The organism is Mycobacterium sp. NPDC006124 (genome assembly GCF_040614235.1).
Taxonomy (GTDB): Bacteria; Actinomycetota; Actinomycetes; order Mycobacteriales; family Mycobacteriaceae; genus Mycobacterium.
This window is the reverse complement of sequence record NZ_JBEXUA010000005.1, coordinates 87,352-106,518: the sequence shown is the minus strand read 5'-3', so window position 1 is coordinate 106,518 and position 19,167 is coordinate 87,352. Positions and strand designations below refer to the sequence as shown.

Below are 19,167 nucleotides of genomic sequence, written 5' to 3'. Positions count from 1 at the left end.
AGTGGGAGATCTCGTAGGCCCGCAGCTGCCGCGTTCCAGCGCAGCCGTCGCCGAACCATCGACTCACGAACCCGACGCGAAGGGCCACTTCGGTACCTACGGTGGACGATTGGTGCCAGAGGCACTGATGGCCGTCATCGAAGAGGTCACCGCCGCCTACGAGAAGGTCCGGACGGACCAGGCGTTCCTCGACGAACTCGACCGCCTGCAGCGCCACTACACCGGTCGGCCCTCGCCCCTCTACGAAGCGACGCGGCTCAGTGAGCATGCCGGTGGCGCCCGGGTGTTCCTGAAGCGGGAAGACTTGAACCACACCGGTTCTCACAAGATCAACAACGCCCTGGGGCAGGGCCTGCTCGCCAAGCAGATGGGCAAGACGCGCGTCATCGCCGAGACCGGCGCCGGCCAGCATGGCGTGGCCACCGCCACGGCGTGTGCGTTGCTCGGCCTGACGTGCGTGATCTACATGGGCTCGGTCGACGTCGCCCGGCAAGCACTCAACGTCGCCCGGATGCGCCTGCTGGGCGCCGAGGTGGTGTCGGTCGAATCCGGCTCGAAGTCGTTGAAGGACGCCATCAACGAGACCTTCCGCGACTGGGTCGCCCATGCCGACGACACGTATTACAGCTTCGGCACGGCGGCCGGTCCGCATCCGTTCCCGACCATGGTGCGTGACTTCCAGCGCGTGATCGGCATGGAGGCACGGGCCCAGATGCTGGATCAGGCGGGGCGCCTGCCCGATGCGGTCACGGCCTGCATCGGCGGCGGTTCGAACGCGATCGGCATCTTCCACGCCTTCATCGACGATTCCGACGTGCGACTCGTCGGCTACGAGGCGGCCGGCGACGGCGTCGAGACCGGTCGGCACGCGGCCACCTTCACCGGCGGTTCGCCGGGTGCGTTCCAGGGTTCGTTCTCCTACCTGTTGCAGGACGAGGACGGTCAGACGATCGAATCGCATTCGATCTCAGCGGGTCTGGACTACCCGGGCGTCGGTCCCGAACACGCGTATCTCAAGGACCTCGGGCGCGCGGTCTACCGACCGATCACCGACACCCAGGCGATGGATGCGTTCGCGCTGCTGTGCCGCACGGAGGGCATCATCCCGGCCATCGAATCAGCTCATGCCATCGCGGGCACCCTCGAACTCGGTCGCGAGTTGGGGCCAGGCGCCATCATCCTGGTCAACCTCTCCGGCCGCGGCGACAAGGACGTCGCGACGGCGGCCAAGTGGTTCGACCTGCTCGACGAGCAAGAGGCGGCACTGTGACGACCCAACGGCTGTCCGACGTCTTCGCCGCCTGTCGGGCCGAGGACCGATCTGCGCTGATCGGCTATCTTCCGACGGGGTTCCCCGATGTCGCCACGTCCATCTCGGCGATGACGGCAATGGTCGAATCCGGTTGCGACATCATCGAAGTCGGCGTCGCGTACTCCGATCCCGGCATGGACGGCCCCACCATCGCCGCCGCCACCGAGGTCGCCCTGCGCAACGGCGTGCGGGTGCGTGACGCCTTGGCTGCGGTCGAGGCGATCAGCGACGCCGGCGGCAAGGCCGTCGTCATGACCTACTGGAATCCGGTGCTGCGGTGGGGGGTGGACGCGTTCGCCCGCGACCTCGCCTCGGCCGGCGGCCTCGGACTCATCACGCCGGACCTGATTCCCGACGAGGCCGAGGAGTGGGTCGAGGTCTCCGACGCCCACGGCCTGGATCGCATCTTCCTGGTGGCACCGTCGTCGACGCCCGAGCGTTTGGCGGCCACGACGTCGGTGTCGCGCGGGTTCGTCTACGCCGCGTCGACGATGGGTGTGACCGGCGCCCGCGACGCGGTGTCCGATGCCGCGCCGGAATTGGTGCGGCGTGTGCGCGAGGTCTCCGACATCCCGGTCGGCGTCGGACTCGGGGTGCGCTCGCGTGAACAAGCTGCCCAGATCGGTTCGTACGCCGACGGCGTGATCGTGGGGTCGGCGCTGGTGACGGCGTTGTCCGACGGGCTGCCCGCGGTGCGAGCGTTGACCGAGGAACTCGCCGAAGGCGTTCGACAGAGGATTTCTGCGTGACCACGACAGTTCTGGCCTACATTCCCAGTCCGTCGCAGGGGGTGTGGCATCTCTTCGGCGTGCTCCCCATCCGGGCGTACGCACTGTGCATCATCGCGGGCATCGTGGCCGCCCTGGTCATCGGCGATCGCCGGTGGGAGGCGCGCGGCGGTGAGCGTGGCGTCATCTACGACGTGGCGCTCTGGGCGGTGCCGTTCGGTCTGATCGGCGGCCGGCTGTACCACGTGATGACCGACTGGCCGAAGTACTTCGGCGCCGACGGCGCGGGCTTCCTTGCCGCCCTGCGTATCTGGGATGGTGGCCTTGGCATCTGGGGTGCGGTCGCCCTCGGTGGCGTGGGTGCATGGATTGCGTGCCGACGACGGGGGATACCCCTGCCGGCGTTCGGCGACGCGATCGCCCCGGGCATCGTGCTGGCGCAGGCCATTGGGCGGTTCGGCAACTACTTCAACCAGGAGCTCTACGGCCGCGAGACGGACCTACCCTGGGGCCTGACGATCTACGACCGGTTGGATCCGTCCGGCGTGATCAGTCCGCACTCGCTCGACGGGGTGTCGACGGGTCAGGTGTATGCGATCGTCCATCCGACGTTCCTCTATGAGTTGCTGTGGAACCTGCTGATCTTCGCAGTTCTGTTGTGGGCAGATCGACGATTCAAGTTGGGCCACGGCCGACTGTTCGCGCTATACGTCGCGGGTTACTGCGTCGGGCGATTCTGGGTAGAGCTGATGCGCAGCGACACCGCGACCCTGATCGCGGGTATCCGGGTCAACACGTTCACGTCGACGTTCGTCTTCATCGGCGCGGTCATCTACATCATGGTGGCGCCGAAGGGCCGGGAGGATCCAGCGTCGCTACGGGGCAAGGATGCCGACGGGTCGCTCGTCGACGAGATCGGCGAGGAGTTGGTGGCCGTCGCCGCCACGTCGGGTGTCGTCGCGGCCGCGAAGGCGGCCGGTGACGAGGACAAGAAGGAGTCTGCGGACTCTTCTGGGCCTAGTTCTTCGTTCGAGTTCACCGGCGGCGCCGACACTGAATCGGAGGCCGCCGCGGAGACTGAGGATCTGGTCGAACAGGTCGAGAACGCGCCGTCGGAGGACATCGCGGAGGCCGAGGCGTTCGCCGAGGCTGGCGAGGAAGCCGAGGAGCAGCGCGAGGCCGGGTTGGGATCGGTGGAGGGCGACGAGGCCGTGGAGGCTGAACTCGGAGCCGTCGAAGCCCACGAGGCGGCCGTCGAGGGCGCTGCTTCCGCCGCGGAAACTGCCGAAGCCGTCGAGGCCAACGCTGCCCCCGAAGACGAGTCCACCGCCGCCCCCGAAGACGGCCTAGGGTCCGTTGACGGCGGTGAAGTCCAAGCGGCTCAGGCCGACGTCGCCGAGGTCCACGACGCCGCGGTCGAGGGCACCGAGTCAGCCGAGGCTGCCGCTGAGGCCACAAACACTGACGAGTCCACCGCCGCCCCCGCAGACGGCCTAGGCTCAGTTGACGGCGAGGAAGTCGAAGCCGCCCAAGCCGACGCCGCCGAGGTCCACGACGCCGCGGTCGAGGGCACCGAATCCGCTGAGGCTGCCGCCGCCGACACCACAAACGCTGAGGAGTCCACCGCCGCCCCCGAAGACGGCCTAGGCTCAGTTGACGGCGACGAAGTCGAAGCCGCCCAAGCCGACGCCGCCGAGGTCCACGACGCCGCGGTCGAGGGCACCGAGTCCGCCGAAGCCACCGCTGAGGCTGCCGCCGAGAAGCCAGCTACCCCGGCGCTCGCGCCGAGCAAGACGCCCAAGCGGCGTTGGTGGAAGCGAACCTAAGCCCACCCTAGAGCGGTGCCGGTGGCCCATCCGATGGGTCGACGGACGGAGGCGAGGCCTTCGTTTCCGCCCCTACGCATTCTTCTCATTTATCGAGTTGGCGTTCGCGATGGATGCGCTGGGCTCGGTCTTGGGTGCGGGTGGTCTTGCGGCGGGGCATGGTCAGGCCGGAGGTGTGCGCCGCTGGCCTCTGGGTCGTGGTCACCGGTGCGGTGGGCTCACTGAGTTCGGGGAACAGCAATCGGCTACCGGGTGTGGTGGTGTGGATGCGGCCATCTGGCGCGGTCCACAGAACGGTGCCGTCGTCGAGTTGCCGGTCCCGCCAACCATTCTCGCCACCCCAGAACGTCTTGAGCAAGTGGTGTCGACGGCATAGGCATTTGAGGTTGGATGCGGCGGTGGGTCCGTGTGGCCACGCAATCGTATGATCCACATCGCAATTCGTGGCGGGTGCACGGCAGCCGGGGAAGCGGCAGGTGATGTCGCGGCAGCGGATGAAGTCGGCCAGCTTCTTGGATGGTCGGTACCGCTGTTCGGGTGGGGCTTGCCCTGGGTGAGTGATCGGGGTGATCATCGCTCCGATGGTGGCGCGGCGGGCGATCGCCCCGGGGAGGAATTGACCGCCCATCAGGGCCGCGGGCCGCAAGTTGGCCAGGGTGCCGGGATTGGGGGTCATGGCCTCGGTGAGGGTGAGGTCGCGCAGGGGCTTGTCGAATAGCGGTGGGTGGTGGCCGTCGAGGGCGGCGGATTCGTCGGCGGGAGTCGGAGTCGTGGTCGGCCTCGAGTCGTCGTGTGGCGCAGCGGGGTCGTGCTCCGATGCGGCATCGGGTTCCGGTGCGGCCTCGGCGGCGGGTACTTCCGGTGGCGGTGCGGGCGTCTCGGGCGCCGGCGGTGCGGGTGTCTCGGGCGCTGGCGGTGTCGGCGGTGGCGGTGCGGGAGTCTCGGGCTCGGGGTCGGCCAGCGTCTCTTCACTGGCGATGACGTAGACCACCACTCCCGACGCGGGTGGGGTTTGGGCGGCGGGGCAGTCGTCGGTGCCGCAGAGGCAGGCCATGCGGTCGTTCCCACCAGCGCCGAAGGCGTCGGCCCGGAGTTGATCGGCAGTCCGCGGGTCGGCGGGGCACACGGTGGCGGCCAGGGCTCGTAGCCGGGCCTGCAACGCCTTCGCATCATGGGCGAAGAGGGTGGCGTACAGGGTGGCCATACCGCTGCCGTCCTCGTCGATGGTGATCTCCACCGACCGACTCCGCGCCTTGGTCTCGGTGCGCCGCACGGCCTGCGGGTCGACCTGCGCCACCAGCGCGTCGATCGTCTTCTCGGTCTTGTCCACCGACATGGGCTCCCACGAACCAAACGCCTCGGCCAACGATGCGTCCAGGGTCCGTAGGGCGTCGGGGTCGACGACCAGAGCGGCCCGCGTCACCACCGTCTTCACCAACGCATAGGTGATGAGCCCTTGGGCGAAGACCGCCGCCACCTTCGGGAACCGTTCGTGCAGTGCGACCGCGACCAATAGCTGGTGACTGGCCGCACCAGACGTGATTCTCTGTGCGGCGCCGATATGCGCGGCGACGGCGTCGAAATTGTCCAGACACCATTGGTCGCGATCCGCCGACCCGGACAGCGCATAGGCCTCGTCGAGCATGGCGGCCATCACGGCGACCTTGCGGGCGCAGGCGGCTGATTCCGTCCGAGTCCACGCCGACAACGCGTCGGCCCCGCGGGTACCAGTCGTCGCGCCCACCAGATCATCGAACATACGTTCTAACTTAGGCGCGGGGCGGGGCCCTGAGAAGGGGCCGAAAGAAGTTGGGGATTAACCGATTTGCGCTGTGTACAACCGGTCACGGGCGGTCGAATATGTCGCACCGATGTGCTAGACCCCGACGATCGGTGGCCAGGGGGGGGTGACGGCGAGCGTGCGGTCGGGCATCCTGGTTTGGCCATGCCACCCATTCGCCCGACTACCCGCCGGCCCTCACCCGGCGTCGTCGCCACCGCAGGCGCCCTCACCGGCGCGCTCGCCTACATCGGTCTGCGTGACCCGCACGCCGCGGGCTTCGGCTTTCCCGCGTGCCCCTTCCGGATGTTGACCGGGTGGAACTGCCCCGGCTGCGGCGGCCTCCGAATGACCCACGACGTGCTTCACGGCGATTTCGCCGCAGCAGTCGTCGACAACGCCTTCATGCTCGTAGCCCTCCCGATGCTGGCCCTCTGGCTATTCATACGCTGGCAAAGCGGCCGACAATTGATGCCCACGTCAGCCATTGCGGTCGTCCTGACCGCGACCGTGGCGTGGACGATCGTCCGCAATCTTCCCGGATTCCCGCTGGTCCCGACCTTTCTCGGCGGGTAGCTTCGCAGCCCCGCTGATACACTCGCAGTTCGGGCCGCCGCAGTCCCTGACACGTCTTTTCGGACTGCGGAGGTGCCACGAGTGTTGTTCTCGGCGTTGCCAACAGCTCAGGGTCTGTACGACCCTGAGAACGAGGCGGATTCCTGTGGCGTTGCCATGGTCACCGACATCAAGGGCCGGCGATCGCATTCGATCGTCGCCGACGGCCTGACCGCCCTCGAGCATCTCGAACACCGCGGGGCAGCGGGCGCCGAACCCAACAGCGGTGACGGCGCCGGGATCCTGTTGCAACTGCCCGTCGAACTGCTCGCCGCCGCCATCGACTTCGATCTTCCGAAGCCAACCGCCAACGGCGACAACACCTTTGCCGCCGGCATCTGCTTCCTTCCGCAGGATCCCGTGGCCAGGGATGCCGAACGCCGCCGAATCGAGGCCATCGCGGTCGAGGAGGGCCTGGAAGTCCTTGGTTGGCGCACCGTTCCGGTCGATCCCGACGGTGCCGACGTAGGAGCGACGGCGCTGGGCTGCATGCCGTTCATGACGCAGGTGTTCCTCGCCGCGCCCGAGGTGGACGGCAGCAGGCCAGGCGGTCTCGACCTCGACCGCCGCGTATACCCGGTGCGCAAACTCGCCGAGCAGGGCGAGGTCTACTTCGCCTCGCTCTCCAGCCGGACCATTGCCTACAAGGGCATGCTCACGACGATGCAACTGCCGCAGTTCTTCTCGGATTTGCGCGACGAACGCTGCACGAGCGCCATCGCCATCGTTCACAGCCGATTCTCGACGAACACGTTTCCCTCTTGGCCGCTGGCGCATCCGTTCCGGTTCGTCGCCCACAACGGCGAGATCAACACCGTCCGCGGCAACCGCAACCGCATGCACGCGCGCGAGGCGATGTTGGCCAGTGCGCGGATCCCCGGCGATCTGGCCCGGCTGTCGCCGATCTGCACCGCGGAGGCCTCCGACTCGGCCTCGTTCGACCAGGTTCTCGAACTGCTGCACCTCGGCGGCCGCAGCCTGCCCCACGCCGTCCTGATGATGATCCCCGAGGCGTGGGAGAACAACTCCGACATGGACCCTGCCCGTCGGGCGTTCTGGCAGTTCCACGCATCCCTGATGGAACCGTGGGACGGCCCGGCCTGCGTGACCTTCACCGACGGTACCGTGGTCGGTGCGGTCCTGGACCGCAACGGATTACGACCAGGACGGTGGTGGCGCACTCTCGACGACCGCGTCATCCTGGCCAGTGAGAGCGGCGTGCTGGACGTGCCGCCGTCTCAGATCGTGGCGCGGGGTCGGCTCGAGCCCGGCAAGATGCTCCTGATCGACACCGCCGCCGGCCGTATCGTCTCCGACGACGAGATCAAGTCCGAGCTCTCCGAGGCGGAACCGTACGACGAATGGTTGCACTCGGGCCTGTTGGATCTTGCGACGTTGCCGGAACGTGTTCGGGTGCAACCCAATCACGATTCGGTCGTCAGGCGACAGATCTCCTTCGGTTACACGGAGGAAGAGTTGCGCATCATGCTCACCCCGATGGCGGCCTCGGGAGCAGAACCCCTGGGCTCCATGGGAACCGATACCCCGACCGCGGTGCTCTCGCAGCGGTCGCGGCTGCTCTACGACTACTTCGTCGAACTCTTCGCCCAGGTGACCAATCCGCCGCTGGACGCGATCCGCGAGGAGATCGTCACGTCGATGTCGCGGGTGATGGGACCCGAGCACAACCTGCTCGAACCCACCGCAGCGTCCTGTCGCCAGATCGGGCTCAGGTGGCCGGTCCTCGACAACGACGAGCTCAACAAGATCGTCCACATCAACGACGACGGCGAACAGCCCGGGCTCAAGACCAAGGTGCTACGGGCGCTCTACGACGTAGAACGCGGCGGTGAAGGCCTCGCCGACGCGTTGGAGGATCTCCGGATTCGCGCGTGTCTGGCCATCGAGAAGGGCTATCGGACCCTCGTCATCTCCGACCGCGACTCCGATCACACCAAGGCTCCGATCCCGTCCCTGCTGGCGGTGTCGGCGGTGCACCACCATCTGGTCCGCACCAAGGAACGCACGACGGTGGCACTCGTCGTCGAGAGCGGTGACGCCCGCGAGGTGCACCACATCGCCATGCTCATCGGTTTCGGTGCCGCGGCGGTGAATCCGTACCTGGCCTTCGAATCCATCGAGGACCTCATCCGTGAGGGCGAGCTCACCGGTATCGAACCTTCGACCGCGGTGCGCAACTACCTCAAGGCGCTCGGCAAGGGCGTGATGAAGGTGATGAGCAAGATGGGTATCTCCACCGTCGCGTCCTACACCGGTGCACAGGCCTTCGAGGCCATCGGATTGAACCGCGACGTAATCGACGAGTACCTCACCGGTACACCGAGCCAGCTCGGCGGGGTCGGACTCGACGTCCTCGCCGAGGAGGTCAAGTTGCGCCACCGCAGGGCCTATCCGGAGAACCCCACCGAGCGTGTCCACCGTCGGCTCGAGGTGGGCGGCGAGTACGCCTTCCGGCGGGAGGGTGAGCTTCACTTGTTCACCCCGGAAGTGGTCTTCCTGCTGCAGCATTCGACGCGGACCGGCAAGCACGAGGTGTTCCGGCAGTACGCCGACGAGGTGGACCGGCTCGCCCGCGACGGAGGTGCGCTTCGCGGGCTCTTCGAGTTCAAGTCCGGTGTGCGGGAGCCCGTGCCGCTCGACGAGGTGGAGTCCGTCGACTCGATCGTCACCCGCTTCAACACCGGTGCGATGAGCTACGGCTCGATCTCCACCGAGGCTCACGAGACGATGGCGATCGCGATGAACGCGCTCGGCGGCCGGTCGAACAGCGGCGAGGGCGGCGAGGACGTCGACCGGCTCTATGATCCGCGGCGACGCAGCGCCGTCAAGCAGGTCGCATCCGGCCGCTTCGGGGTGACGAGCGACTATTTGGTCAACGCCACCGACATTCAGATCAAGATGGCCCAGGGCGCCAAACCCGGTGAGGGCGGTCAACTTCCGGGGTACAAGGTCTATCCCAACATCGCCAAGACCCGGCACTCGACGCCGGGCGTCGGGTTGATCTCGCCTCCGCCGCATCACGACATCTATTCGATCGAGGACCTGGCGCAGCTCATCCACGATCTGAAGAACGCCAATTCCCAGGCCCGCATCCATGTGAAGCTCGTCAGCTCCGTGGGCGTGGGCACCGTCGCGGCCGGGGTCTCCAAGGCGCACGCCGACGTCGTTCTGATCTCCGGGTACGACGGAGGCACCGGCGCCGCCCCGCTGACATCGCTCAAGCACGCCGGTGCACCGTGGGAGATCGGCCTGGCCGACACCCAGCAGACGCTCGTCCTCAACGGCCTCAGAGACCGGATCACGGTGCAGTGTGACGGCGGGATGCGCACCGCGCGCGACGTCATGGTGGCCATGTTGCTCGGAGCCGAGGAGTACGGCTTCGCAACCGCGCCTCTGGTGGTGGCGGGTTGCATCATGATGCGCGTCTGCCACCTCGACACCTGCCCGGTGGGGGTGGCCACGCAGAACCCCGAGTTGCGCGCCCGGTTCAACGGCAAGCCGGAGTTCGTCGAGAACTTCTTCCGATTCGTCGCCGAAGACATCCGCACGTACCTGGCGCAGTTGGGCTTTCGCAGCGTCGACGAAGCGGTGGGGCGGGCCGAGGTGCTGGATACCGCACCGGGTGTCGCGCACTGGAAGAGCCAGGGCCTGGATCTGACTCCCATCTTCGCGATCCCGACCGACGCGCACGGCGCCAAGCTGACGCAGCGGCGCAGGCTTCGCGACCAGGATCACGCGTTGCAACACGCGTTGGACCAGACGCTGGTCGCGCTGGCCGAGGGTGCGCTCGAAGACGCGCATCCCGTGCGTCTGGAACTCCCCGTCCGCAACGTCAACCGCACCGTCGGAACCCTGCTCGGCTCCGAGGTGACCCGGCGCTACGGCGCCCACGGCCTGCCCGACGACACCATCCACGTCACCCTGACCGGGTCGGCAGGACAGTCGATCGGCGCGTTCCTGCCGCCCGGCATCACCCTCGACCTCGTCGGCGACGCCAACGACTACGTGGGCAAGGGGCTCTCTGGCGGCCGGGTGATCGTGCGGCCCGAGGACGACGTTCTCTTCCTACCCGAGGACAACGTGATCGCCGGCAACACGTTGCTGTTCGGTGCGACGTCCGGCGAGGTGTTCCTCCGCGGCCGCGTCGGTGAGCGTTTCTGCGCCAGGAACTCCGGCGCGCTGGCCGTGGTGGAGGGTGTCGGCGACCACGCGTGTGAATACATGACCGGCGGCCGCGTCGTGGTGCTGGGGCCGACGGGTCGCAACATGGCGGCCGGCATGTCGGGCGGTATCGCCTATGTACTGGGCCTCGACCCGGCCAAGGTCAACCCCGACATGGTGCTGCTGCAACGCCTCGAACCCGAGGATCTGGCATGGCTGCACGACGTCGTGACACGGCACGAAGCGCACACCGCAAGCACGGTGGCACGGTCACTGTTGTCGGACTGGCCGAGGCGCAGTGCAGATTTCACCAAGATCATGCCCGTCGACTACGAGAAGGTCTTGTACGCCACCCGCATGGCCAAGGCCGAGGGCCGAGACGTGGACACGGCGATCATGGAGGCGACGCGTGGCTGATCCCAGCGGATTCCTGAAGGTGCCCAAGGTAGAAGCGGCCAAGCGGCCCGTCGACGAGCGGGTCGGGGACTGGCACGAGGTGTACGAACGCCAGGATCCCCACGAGCGCGCGGGCGAGGTCTCACAACAGGCCCGGCGATGCATGGACTGCGGAATTCCGTTCTGTCACTCCGGGTCTGCCGGCTGCCCGCTCGGCAATCTCATTCCGGAGTGGAACGATCTCGTGCGCCGGGGACGGTGGGACGCCGCCAGCGACCGACTGCACGCGACCAACAACTTCCCGGAGTTCACCGGCCGGTTGTGCCCGGCGCCGTGTGAGGCGGCCTGCGTGCTCTCGATCTCCGAGGATCAGACCGGCGGCGCAGTCACCATCAAACGCATCGAGCAGTCCATCGTCGACCAGGCGTGGATGGACGGCACCATCGAACCGCAGCCGGCGGCCATCTCGACGGGCAAGGGCGTCGCCATCGTCGGCTCGGGGCCGGCGGGGCTGGCCGCGGCGCAACAACTCACCCGCGCGGGCCATCACGTCACCGTCTACGAGCGTGACGACCGCATCGGCGGGCTGCTGCGTTACGGCATCCCGGAGTACAAGCTGGAGAAGGTGGGACTCGATCAGAGGCTGGCCCAGATGCGAGCCGAGGGAACGCGGTTCGTCACCGACTGCGAGGTCGGGGTCGACCTCTCGGTGGAGCGGCTGCGCCAGCAGCACGACGCCGTGGTGCTGGCGGTGGGAGCGCTGCGCTCGCGGGACAACGAGGTGCAGGGCCGTGAGCTCGACGGCGTCCACCTCGCCATGGAGCACCTGGTGCCCGCGAACAAGGAGCGCGAGGGTGACGGTCCCTCGCCCATCTCGGCGGCGGGCAAGCACGTCGTGATCATCGGCGGGGGAGACACGGGCGCGGACTGCCTGGGCACGGCCCACCGCCAGGGTGCGGCTTCGGTGACCCAGTTGGACTACAACGCCGAGCCGCCCGGGCAACGCGACGAGACCCGCTCACCGTGGCCGACGTGGCCGTTGGTGCTGCGGACCTCGCCCGCACACGCCGAGGGTGGGGCACGCCGCTACGAAGTCGCGGTGCAGCGCTTCGTCGGCGACGACCAGGGTCGGCTCAAGTCGATGGTCGTCGCCGAGGTCAAGGTGGAGCGCGGGGCCGACGGCCGGCGCTCGATCATCCCGGTGGGTGCCGAGATCGAGCTTCCATGCGAGCTCGCCCTGCTCGCGATCGGATTCGAGGGCGTGGAGCACATGGCCTTGCTCGACGGGCTTGGTCTCGTGCTCAACGGCCGCGGGGCGCTGTCGTGTGGCTCGGACTGGCAGACCGATGCGCCGGGGGTCTTCGTGTGCGGCGACGCCCACCGCGGTGCGTCGCTGATCGTGTGGGCGATCGCGGAGGGTCGCAGCGCGGCGCACGCCGTGGACGTCTACCTCATGGGCGAGTCGGATCTTCCGGCCCCGGTCAGGCCCGGTGCGTTGCCACTCGCCGCCGTCTGAATCGTCTTCTGAATCGATCACGACTATGGTGGGTCAACGTGAGTAGACGCGGAAAGATCGTCTGTACGCTTGGTCCGGCTTCGTCCTCGGAGGAGCAGATCAAGGCCTTGGTCGAAGTGGGCATGGACGTCGCCCGGCTGAATTTCAGCCACGGTGACCACGCCGACCACGAGATTGCCTACAAGCGGGTCCGGGCGGCGTCGGACGGCACCGGGCGTGCCGTCGGCATCCTCGCCGACCTGCAGGGACCCAAGATCCGGCTCGGCCGGTTCGCAGACGGTCCCACGGTGTGGGCTGCGGGTGAGACGGTGCGGATCACCGTCGAGGACATCGAAGGCACCCACGATCGGGTGTCCACCACCTACAAGGAGCTGGCCAAGGACGCCGTCGCCGGTGACCGCCTGCTGGTCGACGACGGCAACGTGGGCCTCACCGTCAGCGAGGTCGACGGCAACGACGTGGTCTGCATCGTCACCGAGGGCGGCAAGGTCAGCAACAACAAGGGCTTGTCGCTGCCGGGCATGAACACCTCGGTGCCCGCACTGTCCGAGAAGGACATCGACGACCTCAAGTTCGCCCTGCGGCTCGGCGTGGACCTCGTCGCGCTGTCGTTCGTGCGCTCACCCGCCGACATCGATTTGGTCCACGAGGTGATGGACGAGTTGGGCCGTCGCGTCCCCGTGATCGCCAAGTTGGAGAAGCCCGAGGCCGTCGAGAACCTCGAGGCCATCGTGCTCGCGTTCGACGCCATCATGGTGGCCCGCGGCGATCTGGGCGTCGAATTGCCGTTGGAGGAGGTGCCGCTCGTTCAGAAGCGCGCCATCCAGATGGCCAGGGAGAACGCCAAGCCGGTCATCGTCGCCACGCAGATGCTGGAGTCGATGATCGAGAATTCCCGGCCCACCCGCGCGGAGGCCTCCGACGTGGCGAACGCCGTGCTCGACGGCGCCGACGCCGTGATGCTCTCCGGTGAGACCTCGGTCGGCAAGTACCCGCTCGAGGCCGTCAAGACCATGGCGCGCATCATCGCCGCCGTCGAGGAGAACTCGACTGCAGCGCCGCCGCTGGCTCACGTGCCCCGCACCAAGCGCGGCGTCATCTCCTATGCCGCCCGCGACATCGGCGAGCGGCTCGACGCCAAGGCGTTGGTGGCGTTCACGCAGTCCGGCGACACGCTCAAGCGGCTCGCCCGGTTGCACACACCGCTGCCGCTACTGGCCTTCACGCCGTTGCCCGAGGTGCGCAGTCAACTCGCGATGACCTGGGGCACCGAGACGTTCATCGTGCCGCACATCCAGACCACCGACGGCATGATCCGCCAGGTCGACGAGTCGCTGTTGGCCCTTGGTCGCTACAAGCGGGGCGACCTCGTGATCATCGTCGCCGGCGCTCCTCCCGGCACGGTCGGTTCGACCAACATGATCCACGTGCATCGGATCGGCGAGGACGACCACTGAGTTCGTCCGACCTCGACGAGCTGCTCGCGGTTCTCGAGCTCACCCGCGTCGGCGACGACCTGTTCACCGGGTCGCATCCGAGTAGGAACCCGGTCCGCACCTTCGGCGGGCAGATGATGGCGCAGGCCTTCGTCGCCGCCAGTCGCACGGTGCGCACCGGGCTGCCGCCGAGCACCCTGTCGGTGCACTTCATCGCCGGGGGTGACCCGGCGCGTGACCTCGAGTTCCACGTGGTGCGCCTCCGTGACGAGCGCCGCTTCGCCAACCGGCGGGTCGACGTGCGGCAGGGCGACGTACTGCTGGCCTCGGCCTTGGTGTCGCACATGGCCGGCGGGCGCGGCAACCTCGAGCACGGTGTCGAGGCGCCGGTGGTCGCCGAGCCCTTGTCGGTGCCCAGCATCGAGGACCTGCTCATCGGCTACGAGCACACGGTGCCGTTGTTCGTCGAGGCGCTCAAGCCGATCGAGTGGCGGTACACCAACGATCCGGCATGGGTGATGCGCGACAAGGGGGACCGGCTGCCACACAACCGGGTGTGGCTCACCGCCAAGGGCGCGATGCCCGAGGATCCGGTGATTCACGCTGCGGCACTGGTCTATTCGTCGGACACCACGGTTCTCGACTCGATCATCACCACCCACGGCTTGTCGTGGGGCTTCGACCGCATCTTCGCCGTGACGATGAACCACTCGGTGTGGTTCCACCGCCCCGTGCACTTCGACGACTGGGTGCTGTACTCGACGACGTCGCCCGTGGCCGCGGAGTCGCGCGGGCTCGGCACCGGTCACTTCTTCGGCCGCGACGGCAACCTGATCGCCACGGTGGTTCAGGAGGGGATCGTCAAGTACTTTCCCGAGTCGGCCGCGGACTGACGCCGAACTTCGACTGAAGTCCGTCGAACCACCTCTGCGTACACGCCTGCGCGGCGGCCTGATCATTGCCGGCCTTCATCGCGCAATTCAGGTAGTCCGCGCCGCCGGAGTCCCGCCACGCCAACCCCCAGATGACGGCGAACGCCACCGACGCCACCACCGCAGCCGTTCCGAGGGCCATCCCCGCGACGGCGATGGGACCGTTGTCGGCCTCCCGGCGGGCGGCACGGCCCCGGGCGACCCCGCCGAGGATCAGCGCGACCACGCCGCAGGCCAGGCCACCGACGACCGACCAGCACAGGGCGAGGCCGGCGACTGCGACGGCGAGCGCCGCGGTACCCGTTCCGTTTCTGGGGCCCGTCATGTCTGCCGAGGGTAGAGCACCGGGCAGGTGACCCCGGGGGGCAGGTGATGCGTGGCGACGACGATGGTGCGGCTGGGGGAGAACAGCCCGTTCGGCGCCAACACCGCGCGCAGGAGCCGGTCGGCGTCGGCGGTGTCGAGATGTTCGGTCGGCTCGTCGAGCAGGATCAGGGGCCGATCGCAGACCAGGGCGCGGGCGAGCAGCAGGCGCCGCCGCTGTCCGGCCGACACCGCGGCCGCGCCCCCGGTGAGGATGGTGGCCAATCCGTCCGGCAGCCCGTCGAGCCAGTCCCTCAGGCCGACGGCATCCAGAGCGGCGCGCAGCTCGTCGTCCGTCGCATCCCCGCGTGCCACCAGGAGGTTGTCCCGCACGGTGGTGTCGAACAGATGCGCGTCCTCCGGGAAGAAGCCCGCCGTGTGATCTTCGGCGATCGCCATCAGCGTCGAGGTCTTGCCGCTGCCACTGTCGCCGACGATCGCGACCCGGTCACCGTCGCACAGCTCGGGTACGTAAACCGGGGGGCGTGTTCTGGCCGCGGGGTCGGGCGCGGTCAGGTCCAGCAGCCGCGCGGCGGCGATGCGGGCTCGGGTGAGTGCCACGGCGGCGGCGGGCAGTGCCGCAGTGGCCTCGAATGCCGAGAGCGGCAGCAGAACCAGGATCGCCAGGGTGGTCGGAGCCATCTGACCGGCGAGGCCGATGGCGACGACCACGGCGCCGAGCACGGCGACCGCCGTTGCGGCGGTGGGTGCCGCCGCACCGAAGGCAGCCGGCAACGCCGCGCGGTCGGCAGCGGTCCCCCACTCGCGTTGTCGTCGCGACGCCTCGGCGACGACCTCGTCGAGGCGCCCGGCGACCCGCAATTCGGGAGCGTGGTCCAGTGCCAGCATCGTGGCCGTGTCGCGGTCCGAATGGTGACCTGCCGCAACGTGTTCCGCGGTCGCCGCAGCGCGGGCGGCCATCCACGGAGCGGCGACACCGGCCACCAGCAGACAGACGAACAGCACGGCGCCGACGACTGGTGAGATCAGGGCCACCGCGACGACGGACGCGGTGGACAGGATCGTGGCGACCGCGATCGGGAGCACGGCGCGCACCAGGACGTCGGAGAGTTCGTCTACGGAGTCCCCGACGCGAGACGCGATGTCGCCCTGGGGGAGTCGCATCACGGTCTCGGCGGGCCCATGGGCTAGGGCCTGGTAGAGCCCGGCGCGCGCGGTGCCGGCCGCGCGCAGGGCGGTGTCATGGGACGCCAGGCGCTCGCAATAGCCCAGCACACCCCGGGAGATGCCGAGGGCGCGGACGGCGACGACCGCGACGGACAGATCGAGGATCGGCGGCATCTGCCACGCCCTGGCGATGAGCCATGCCGACACTGCCGCCAGGGCCAGCGCGCTGCCCAGCGCGAACACGCCGAAGACCACGGCCAGCACGAGGCGCGGCAGGCGGGGGCGCAGCAGTGCGAGCCCCGAGAGGAGCGGGTCACGCGGCGACACGATGCTCGCCTCCGACGGTGACGACGCGGTCGCCGATGGCGCGGACGGCCTCCCGGTGCCCGACCACCAGGACGGCGGCGCCGTCGTTCGCGACGTCCCTGATCGACCGCAGGACGATCCGTTCGCGCTGGTGGTCGAGATGGGCCGTCGGTTCGTCGAGCAGCATGATCGGCCGACGCGCACCGAACGCCCGGGCCAGGCCGAGTCTTTGACGCTGACCGAGCGACAACCCGGCTCCGTCGCGGCCGAGGACGGTGTCCAACCCGTTCGGCAACGCCGCCAGGACCTCGTCGAAACCGGCTTTGCGGCAGGCGTCCTCGACGTCGCAGACCGGTCCGAAGAGTTCGAGGTTCTCGAGCACGGTGCCGGGGATCAGGGCGGGCCGTTGCGGCAACCAGGCGATGCGGCTCCACCACTGCCGGGGGTCGAGGTCGCCGACGTCGACCCCGCCGACCAGGACGTGGCCCTCGGTGGGCGTGGTGAGACCGAGCACGGCGTGCAGCGCGGTGGACTTGCCTGCCCCGTTGGGTCCGGTCAGGACGGTCACCGAGCCCGGTTCCACGTCCAGGGACAACCGATGTGGTGCAGTGCCGTTGCGCGCGGTGACGCTCAGCTCGCGAACGCTGATGGAGGTGGACGGCGGGGCGAGCGTCCCGTGGGCAGGCGGCGGCGCGGCGGCCAGCAGCGTGGTCGCCTTCTGTCGGGCGGTTCGCCCGTCGCGCGCCGCGTGGAACTCGGCTCCGACGCGTCGTAGTGGCCAGAAGACCTCTGGGGCAAGCAGAATGGCCGTCAACGCCGAGCTCAGTTCGATCTGCCCGTACACCAGCCGCAAACCGACGCTGACTGCGACCAGTGCCACCCCGAGCGTGGCCAGCAATTCGAGCACCAGCGACGAGAGGAACGTGATTCGCAGCGTCGCCATGGTCGAGCGGCGATGCGCGTCGGCGAGTTCGGTGATTCGCCGGCGCGCCCCGTCGGCACGGCCGAGTGCCCGCAGGGTGGGGATGCCGGTGATGAGGTCCAGCAGTCGCGACTGCAGCGTGGTCATCGCCGTCAGCGCCGCCGCGGAGCGTTCGGCGGTGACGAGGCCGATGAGCACCATGAACAACGGCACCAGAGGCAACGCGACCAGGACGACGACGGCGGCCTGGAGGTCGTACCACGCCATCGTCGCCACCGCCGCCGGAGTCAGCACGGCGGCTTGTACCACCGCAGGTAGATACCGGGTGTAATACGGCCGCAGGGCATCCAGGCCCCGGGTGCTCAGGACGGCCGCGTCATCGCGTCGTGCCGCCAGCTCGCGGGGCGACAGCGCGGTGACGCCGTCGAGCAGTTCCCGGTTCGACTCGGCGATCGCCGCGGTGGCACCACGCTGGCTCACCCTCGCCTGGCCCCACTGGGCGAGCACCCGAATCACCCACAGCGCCAGCAGCGCCCACAACGGCAGCGACCAGTGACCGATGCTGCGGGAGGCGGGGTCGGTGATCAGACCCGCCAGCAGGTGCGCCAGCACCACCGCGGCCGCGATGGCCGAGCCGGTGATGACCACGCCGCAGCTCGTCGTCAGCACCAGGTGGCGGCGCGTCATCTCGGACGCAGGCCGATCGGCGCCGGGATCCGGTCAGCCGAGATGCGTTGGCGAAAGACCCAATACGTCCACCCCTGATAGGCGATCACCAGAGGTGCGAAGATCAGCGCGGCCCATGACATGACGGTCAGGGTGTAGGGCGAGGACGACGCGTTGTGGACGTCGAGGCTCCAGGCCGGGTTCAGCGTGGAGGGGATCAGGTTGGGGTAGAGCGAACCGAACAGCAGGGTGACCACCGCGACGACGACGGTCGCCGTGCAGGCGAAGGCCCAGCCGTCGCCACCGCGGCTCCACACCAACATGACGGCCGAGAGTTGGGCGACGATTGCGACACCGAGCACCAACCACGTCCAGTCCTTGCCGTGGGCCAATTGGGTCCATGCGCCGAACACGCCGACGACCAGTGTCACGGGCAGGGCCAGCCGCGCTGCGAAGAGCACCGCGTCGTCGCGCACCGGCCCGGCCGTCTTGAGCATGACGAACACCGCGCCGTGAAAGGCGAAGAGCCCGGCCGTGGCGAGCCCGCCGAGGAGGACGTACGGGTCCAGCAGATCGCCGACCGACAGCTCGATCTGCTTGTCTCCGTTGACCGGTAGCCCGTGAACCAGTGCCGCGAAGGTGGCGCCCCACAGCACCGCAGGCACCCAGGAACCCACGGCGATCGCGGCGTCGGCCCAGGAGCGCCACTTGAGATCGTCGACCTTGCCGCGCCATTCGATGGCGCAGATGCGCACGATCATCGAGACCAGGATGGCCAGCAACGGAAGGTACAGACCGGAGAAGAGTGTGGCGTACATCTCGGGGAACGCCGCGAACATGGCGCCGCCGGCGGTGATCAGCCAGACTTCGTTGCCGTCCCAGACCGGCCCGATGGTGTTGAGCACTGCCCGCCGGTGCCGCTCGCCGCTGCCTGCGGGTGCGCTTCGCTCGAAGTACGCCATCAGCATTCCGACGCCGAAGTCGAAACCCTCGAGTAGTAGGAAGCCAACGAACAGTGCCGCCAGTGCGATGAACCAGAAGTCCTCGAGACCCATGACG

General features: G+C 68.5%; 13 protein-coding genes. 8 read left to right on the top strand and 5 right to left on the bottom strand.

What is annotated here, in order from left to right; all coding sequences use genetic code 11:
* Position 1 precedes the first annotated feature (1 nt).
* From trpB to lgt, 3 genes are read left to right on the top strand one after another with little or no spacing between them, the layout of a single operon-like run.
* Entirely contained in the window at positions 2–1,270 is a 1,269-nt protein-coding gene (trpB, locus tag ABZ195_RS12530) for a tryptophan synthase subunit beta (protein ID WP_355218040.1), read from the top strand.
* Complete coding sequence (gene trpA / locus ABZ195_RS12525; protein ID WP_355218038.1) at positions 1,267–2,061, top strand: tryptophan synthase subunit alpha; 795 nt, start codon at positions 1,267–1,269, stop codon at positions 2,059–2,061. Before trpB ends, trpA begins: the two co-directional genes overlap by 4 nt.
* Complete coding sequence (lgt, locus tag ABZ195_RS12520; protein ID WP_355218036.1) at positions 2,058–3,866, top strand: prolipoprotein diacylglyceryl transferase; 1,809 nt, start codon at positions 2,058–2,060, stop codon at positions 3,864–3,866. Before trpA ends, lgt begins: the two co-directional genes overlap by 4 nt.
* Before the next feature lie 85 nt (positions 3,867–3,951).
* Here the strand turns inward: lgt and ABZ195_RS12515 are convergent, their stop codons facing one another.
* Positions 3,952–5,625 (bottom strand): DUF222 domain-containing protein, encoded by a 1,674-nt coding sequence (locus ABZ195_RS12515; RefSeq protein WP_355218034.1) that lies wholly within the window; start codon positions 5,623–5,625, stop codon positions 3,952–3,954.
* A gap of 186 nt (positions 5,626–5,811) precedes the next feature.
* Here ABZ195_RS12515 and ABZ195_RS12510 point away from each other — a divergent pair, with 186 nt between their 5' ends.
* The 5 genes from ABZ195_RS12510 (at position 5,812) to ABZ195_RS12490 (ending at position 14,684) form a co-directional block, all read left to right on the top strand.
* Positions 5,812–6,222, top strand: a complete 411-nt coding sequence (locus tag ABZ195_RS12510) for a DUF2752 domain-containing protein (RefSeq protein WP_355218033.1) — start codon at positions 5,812–5,814, stop codon at positions 6,220–6,222.
* A gap of 81 nt (positions 6,223–6,303) precedes the next feature.
* Positions 6,304–10,860 carry a glutamate synthase large subunit gene (gltB, locus tag ABZ195_RS12505; RefSeq protein ID WP_355218534.1) on the top strand — a complete coding sequence of 1,519 codons (4,557 nt, stop codon included), beginning with the start codon at positions 6,304–6,306 and terminating at the stop codon, positions 10,858–10,860.
* On the top strand, positions 10,853–12,355 hold the full coding sequence (locus tag ABZ195_RS12500) for a glutamate synthase subunit beta (RefSeq protein ID WP_355218031.1): 1,503 nt from the start codon (positions 10,853–10,855) through the stop codon (positions 12,353–12,355). The genes gltB and ABZ195_RS12500 overlap by 8 nt, the downstream gene beginning before the upstream one ends.
* 38 nt (positions 12,356–12,393) lie before the next feature.
* Positions 12,394–13,812 (top strand): pyruvate kinase, encoded by a 1,419-nt coding sequence (pyk, locus tag ABZ195_RS12495; RefSeq protein ID WP_355218029.1) that lies wholly within the window; start codon positions 12,394–12,396, stop codon positions 13,810–13,812.
* Positions 13,809–14,684: an acyl-CoA thioesterase II gene (locus ABZ195_RS12490; protein ID WP_355218532.1), complete on the top strand. Its 876-nt coding sequence runs from the start codon at positions 13,809–13,811 to the stop codon at positions 14,682–14,684. The genes pyk and ABZ195_RS12490 overlap by 4 nt, the downstream gene beginning before the upstream one ends.
* Here the strand turns inward: ABZ195_RS12490 and ABZ195_RS12485 are convergent.
* From ABZ195_RS12485 to cydB, 4 genes are read right to left on the bottom strand one after another with little or no spacing between them, the layout of a single operon-like run.
* A complete protein-coding gene (locus ABZ195_RS12485; protein ID WP_355218028.1) occupies positions 14,653–15,048 on the bottom strand; it encodes a DUF4190 domain-containing protein in 396 nt (131 codons plus the stop codon). The two genes, ABZ195_RS12490 and ABZ195_RS12485, sit on opposite strands and share 32 nt — an antisense overlap.
* Positions 15,045–16,541, bottom strand: a complete 1,497-nt coding sequence (locus ABZ195_RS12480) for an ATP-binding cassette domain-containing protein (RefSeq protein WP_355218026.1) — start codon at positions 16,539–16,541, stop codon at positions 15,045–15,047. Before ABZ195_RS12480 ends, ABZ195_RS12485 begins: the two co-directional genes overlap by 4 nt.
* Positions 16,528–18,129, bottom strand: a complete 1,602-nt coding sequence (gene cydD, locus ABZ195_RS12475; protein WP_355218024.1) for a thiol reductant ABC exporter subunit CydD — start codon at positions 18,127–18,129, stop codon at positions 16,528–16,530. Before cydD ends, ABZ195_RS12480 begins: the two co-directional genes overlap by 14 nt.
* Complete coding sequence (gene cydB, locus ABZ195_RS12470) at positions 18,126–19,163, bottom strand: cytochrome d ubiquinol oxidase subunit II (RefSeq protein ID WP_355218022.1); 1,038 nt, start codon at positions 19,161–19,163, stop codon at positions 18,126–18,128. The genes cydD and cydB overlap by 4 nt, the downstream gene beginning before the upstream one ends.
* Between the last annotated feature and the right edge of the window lie 4 nt (positions 19,164–19,167).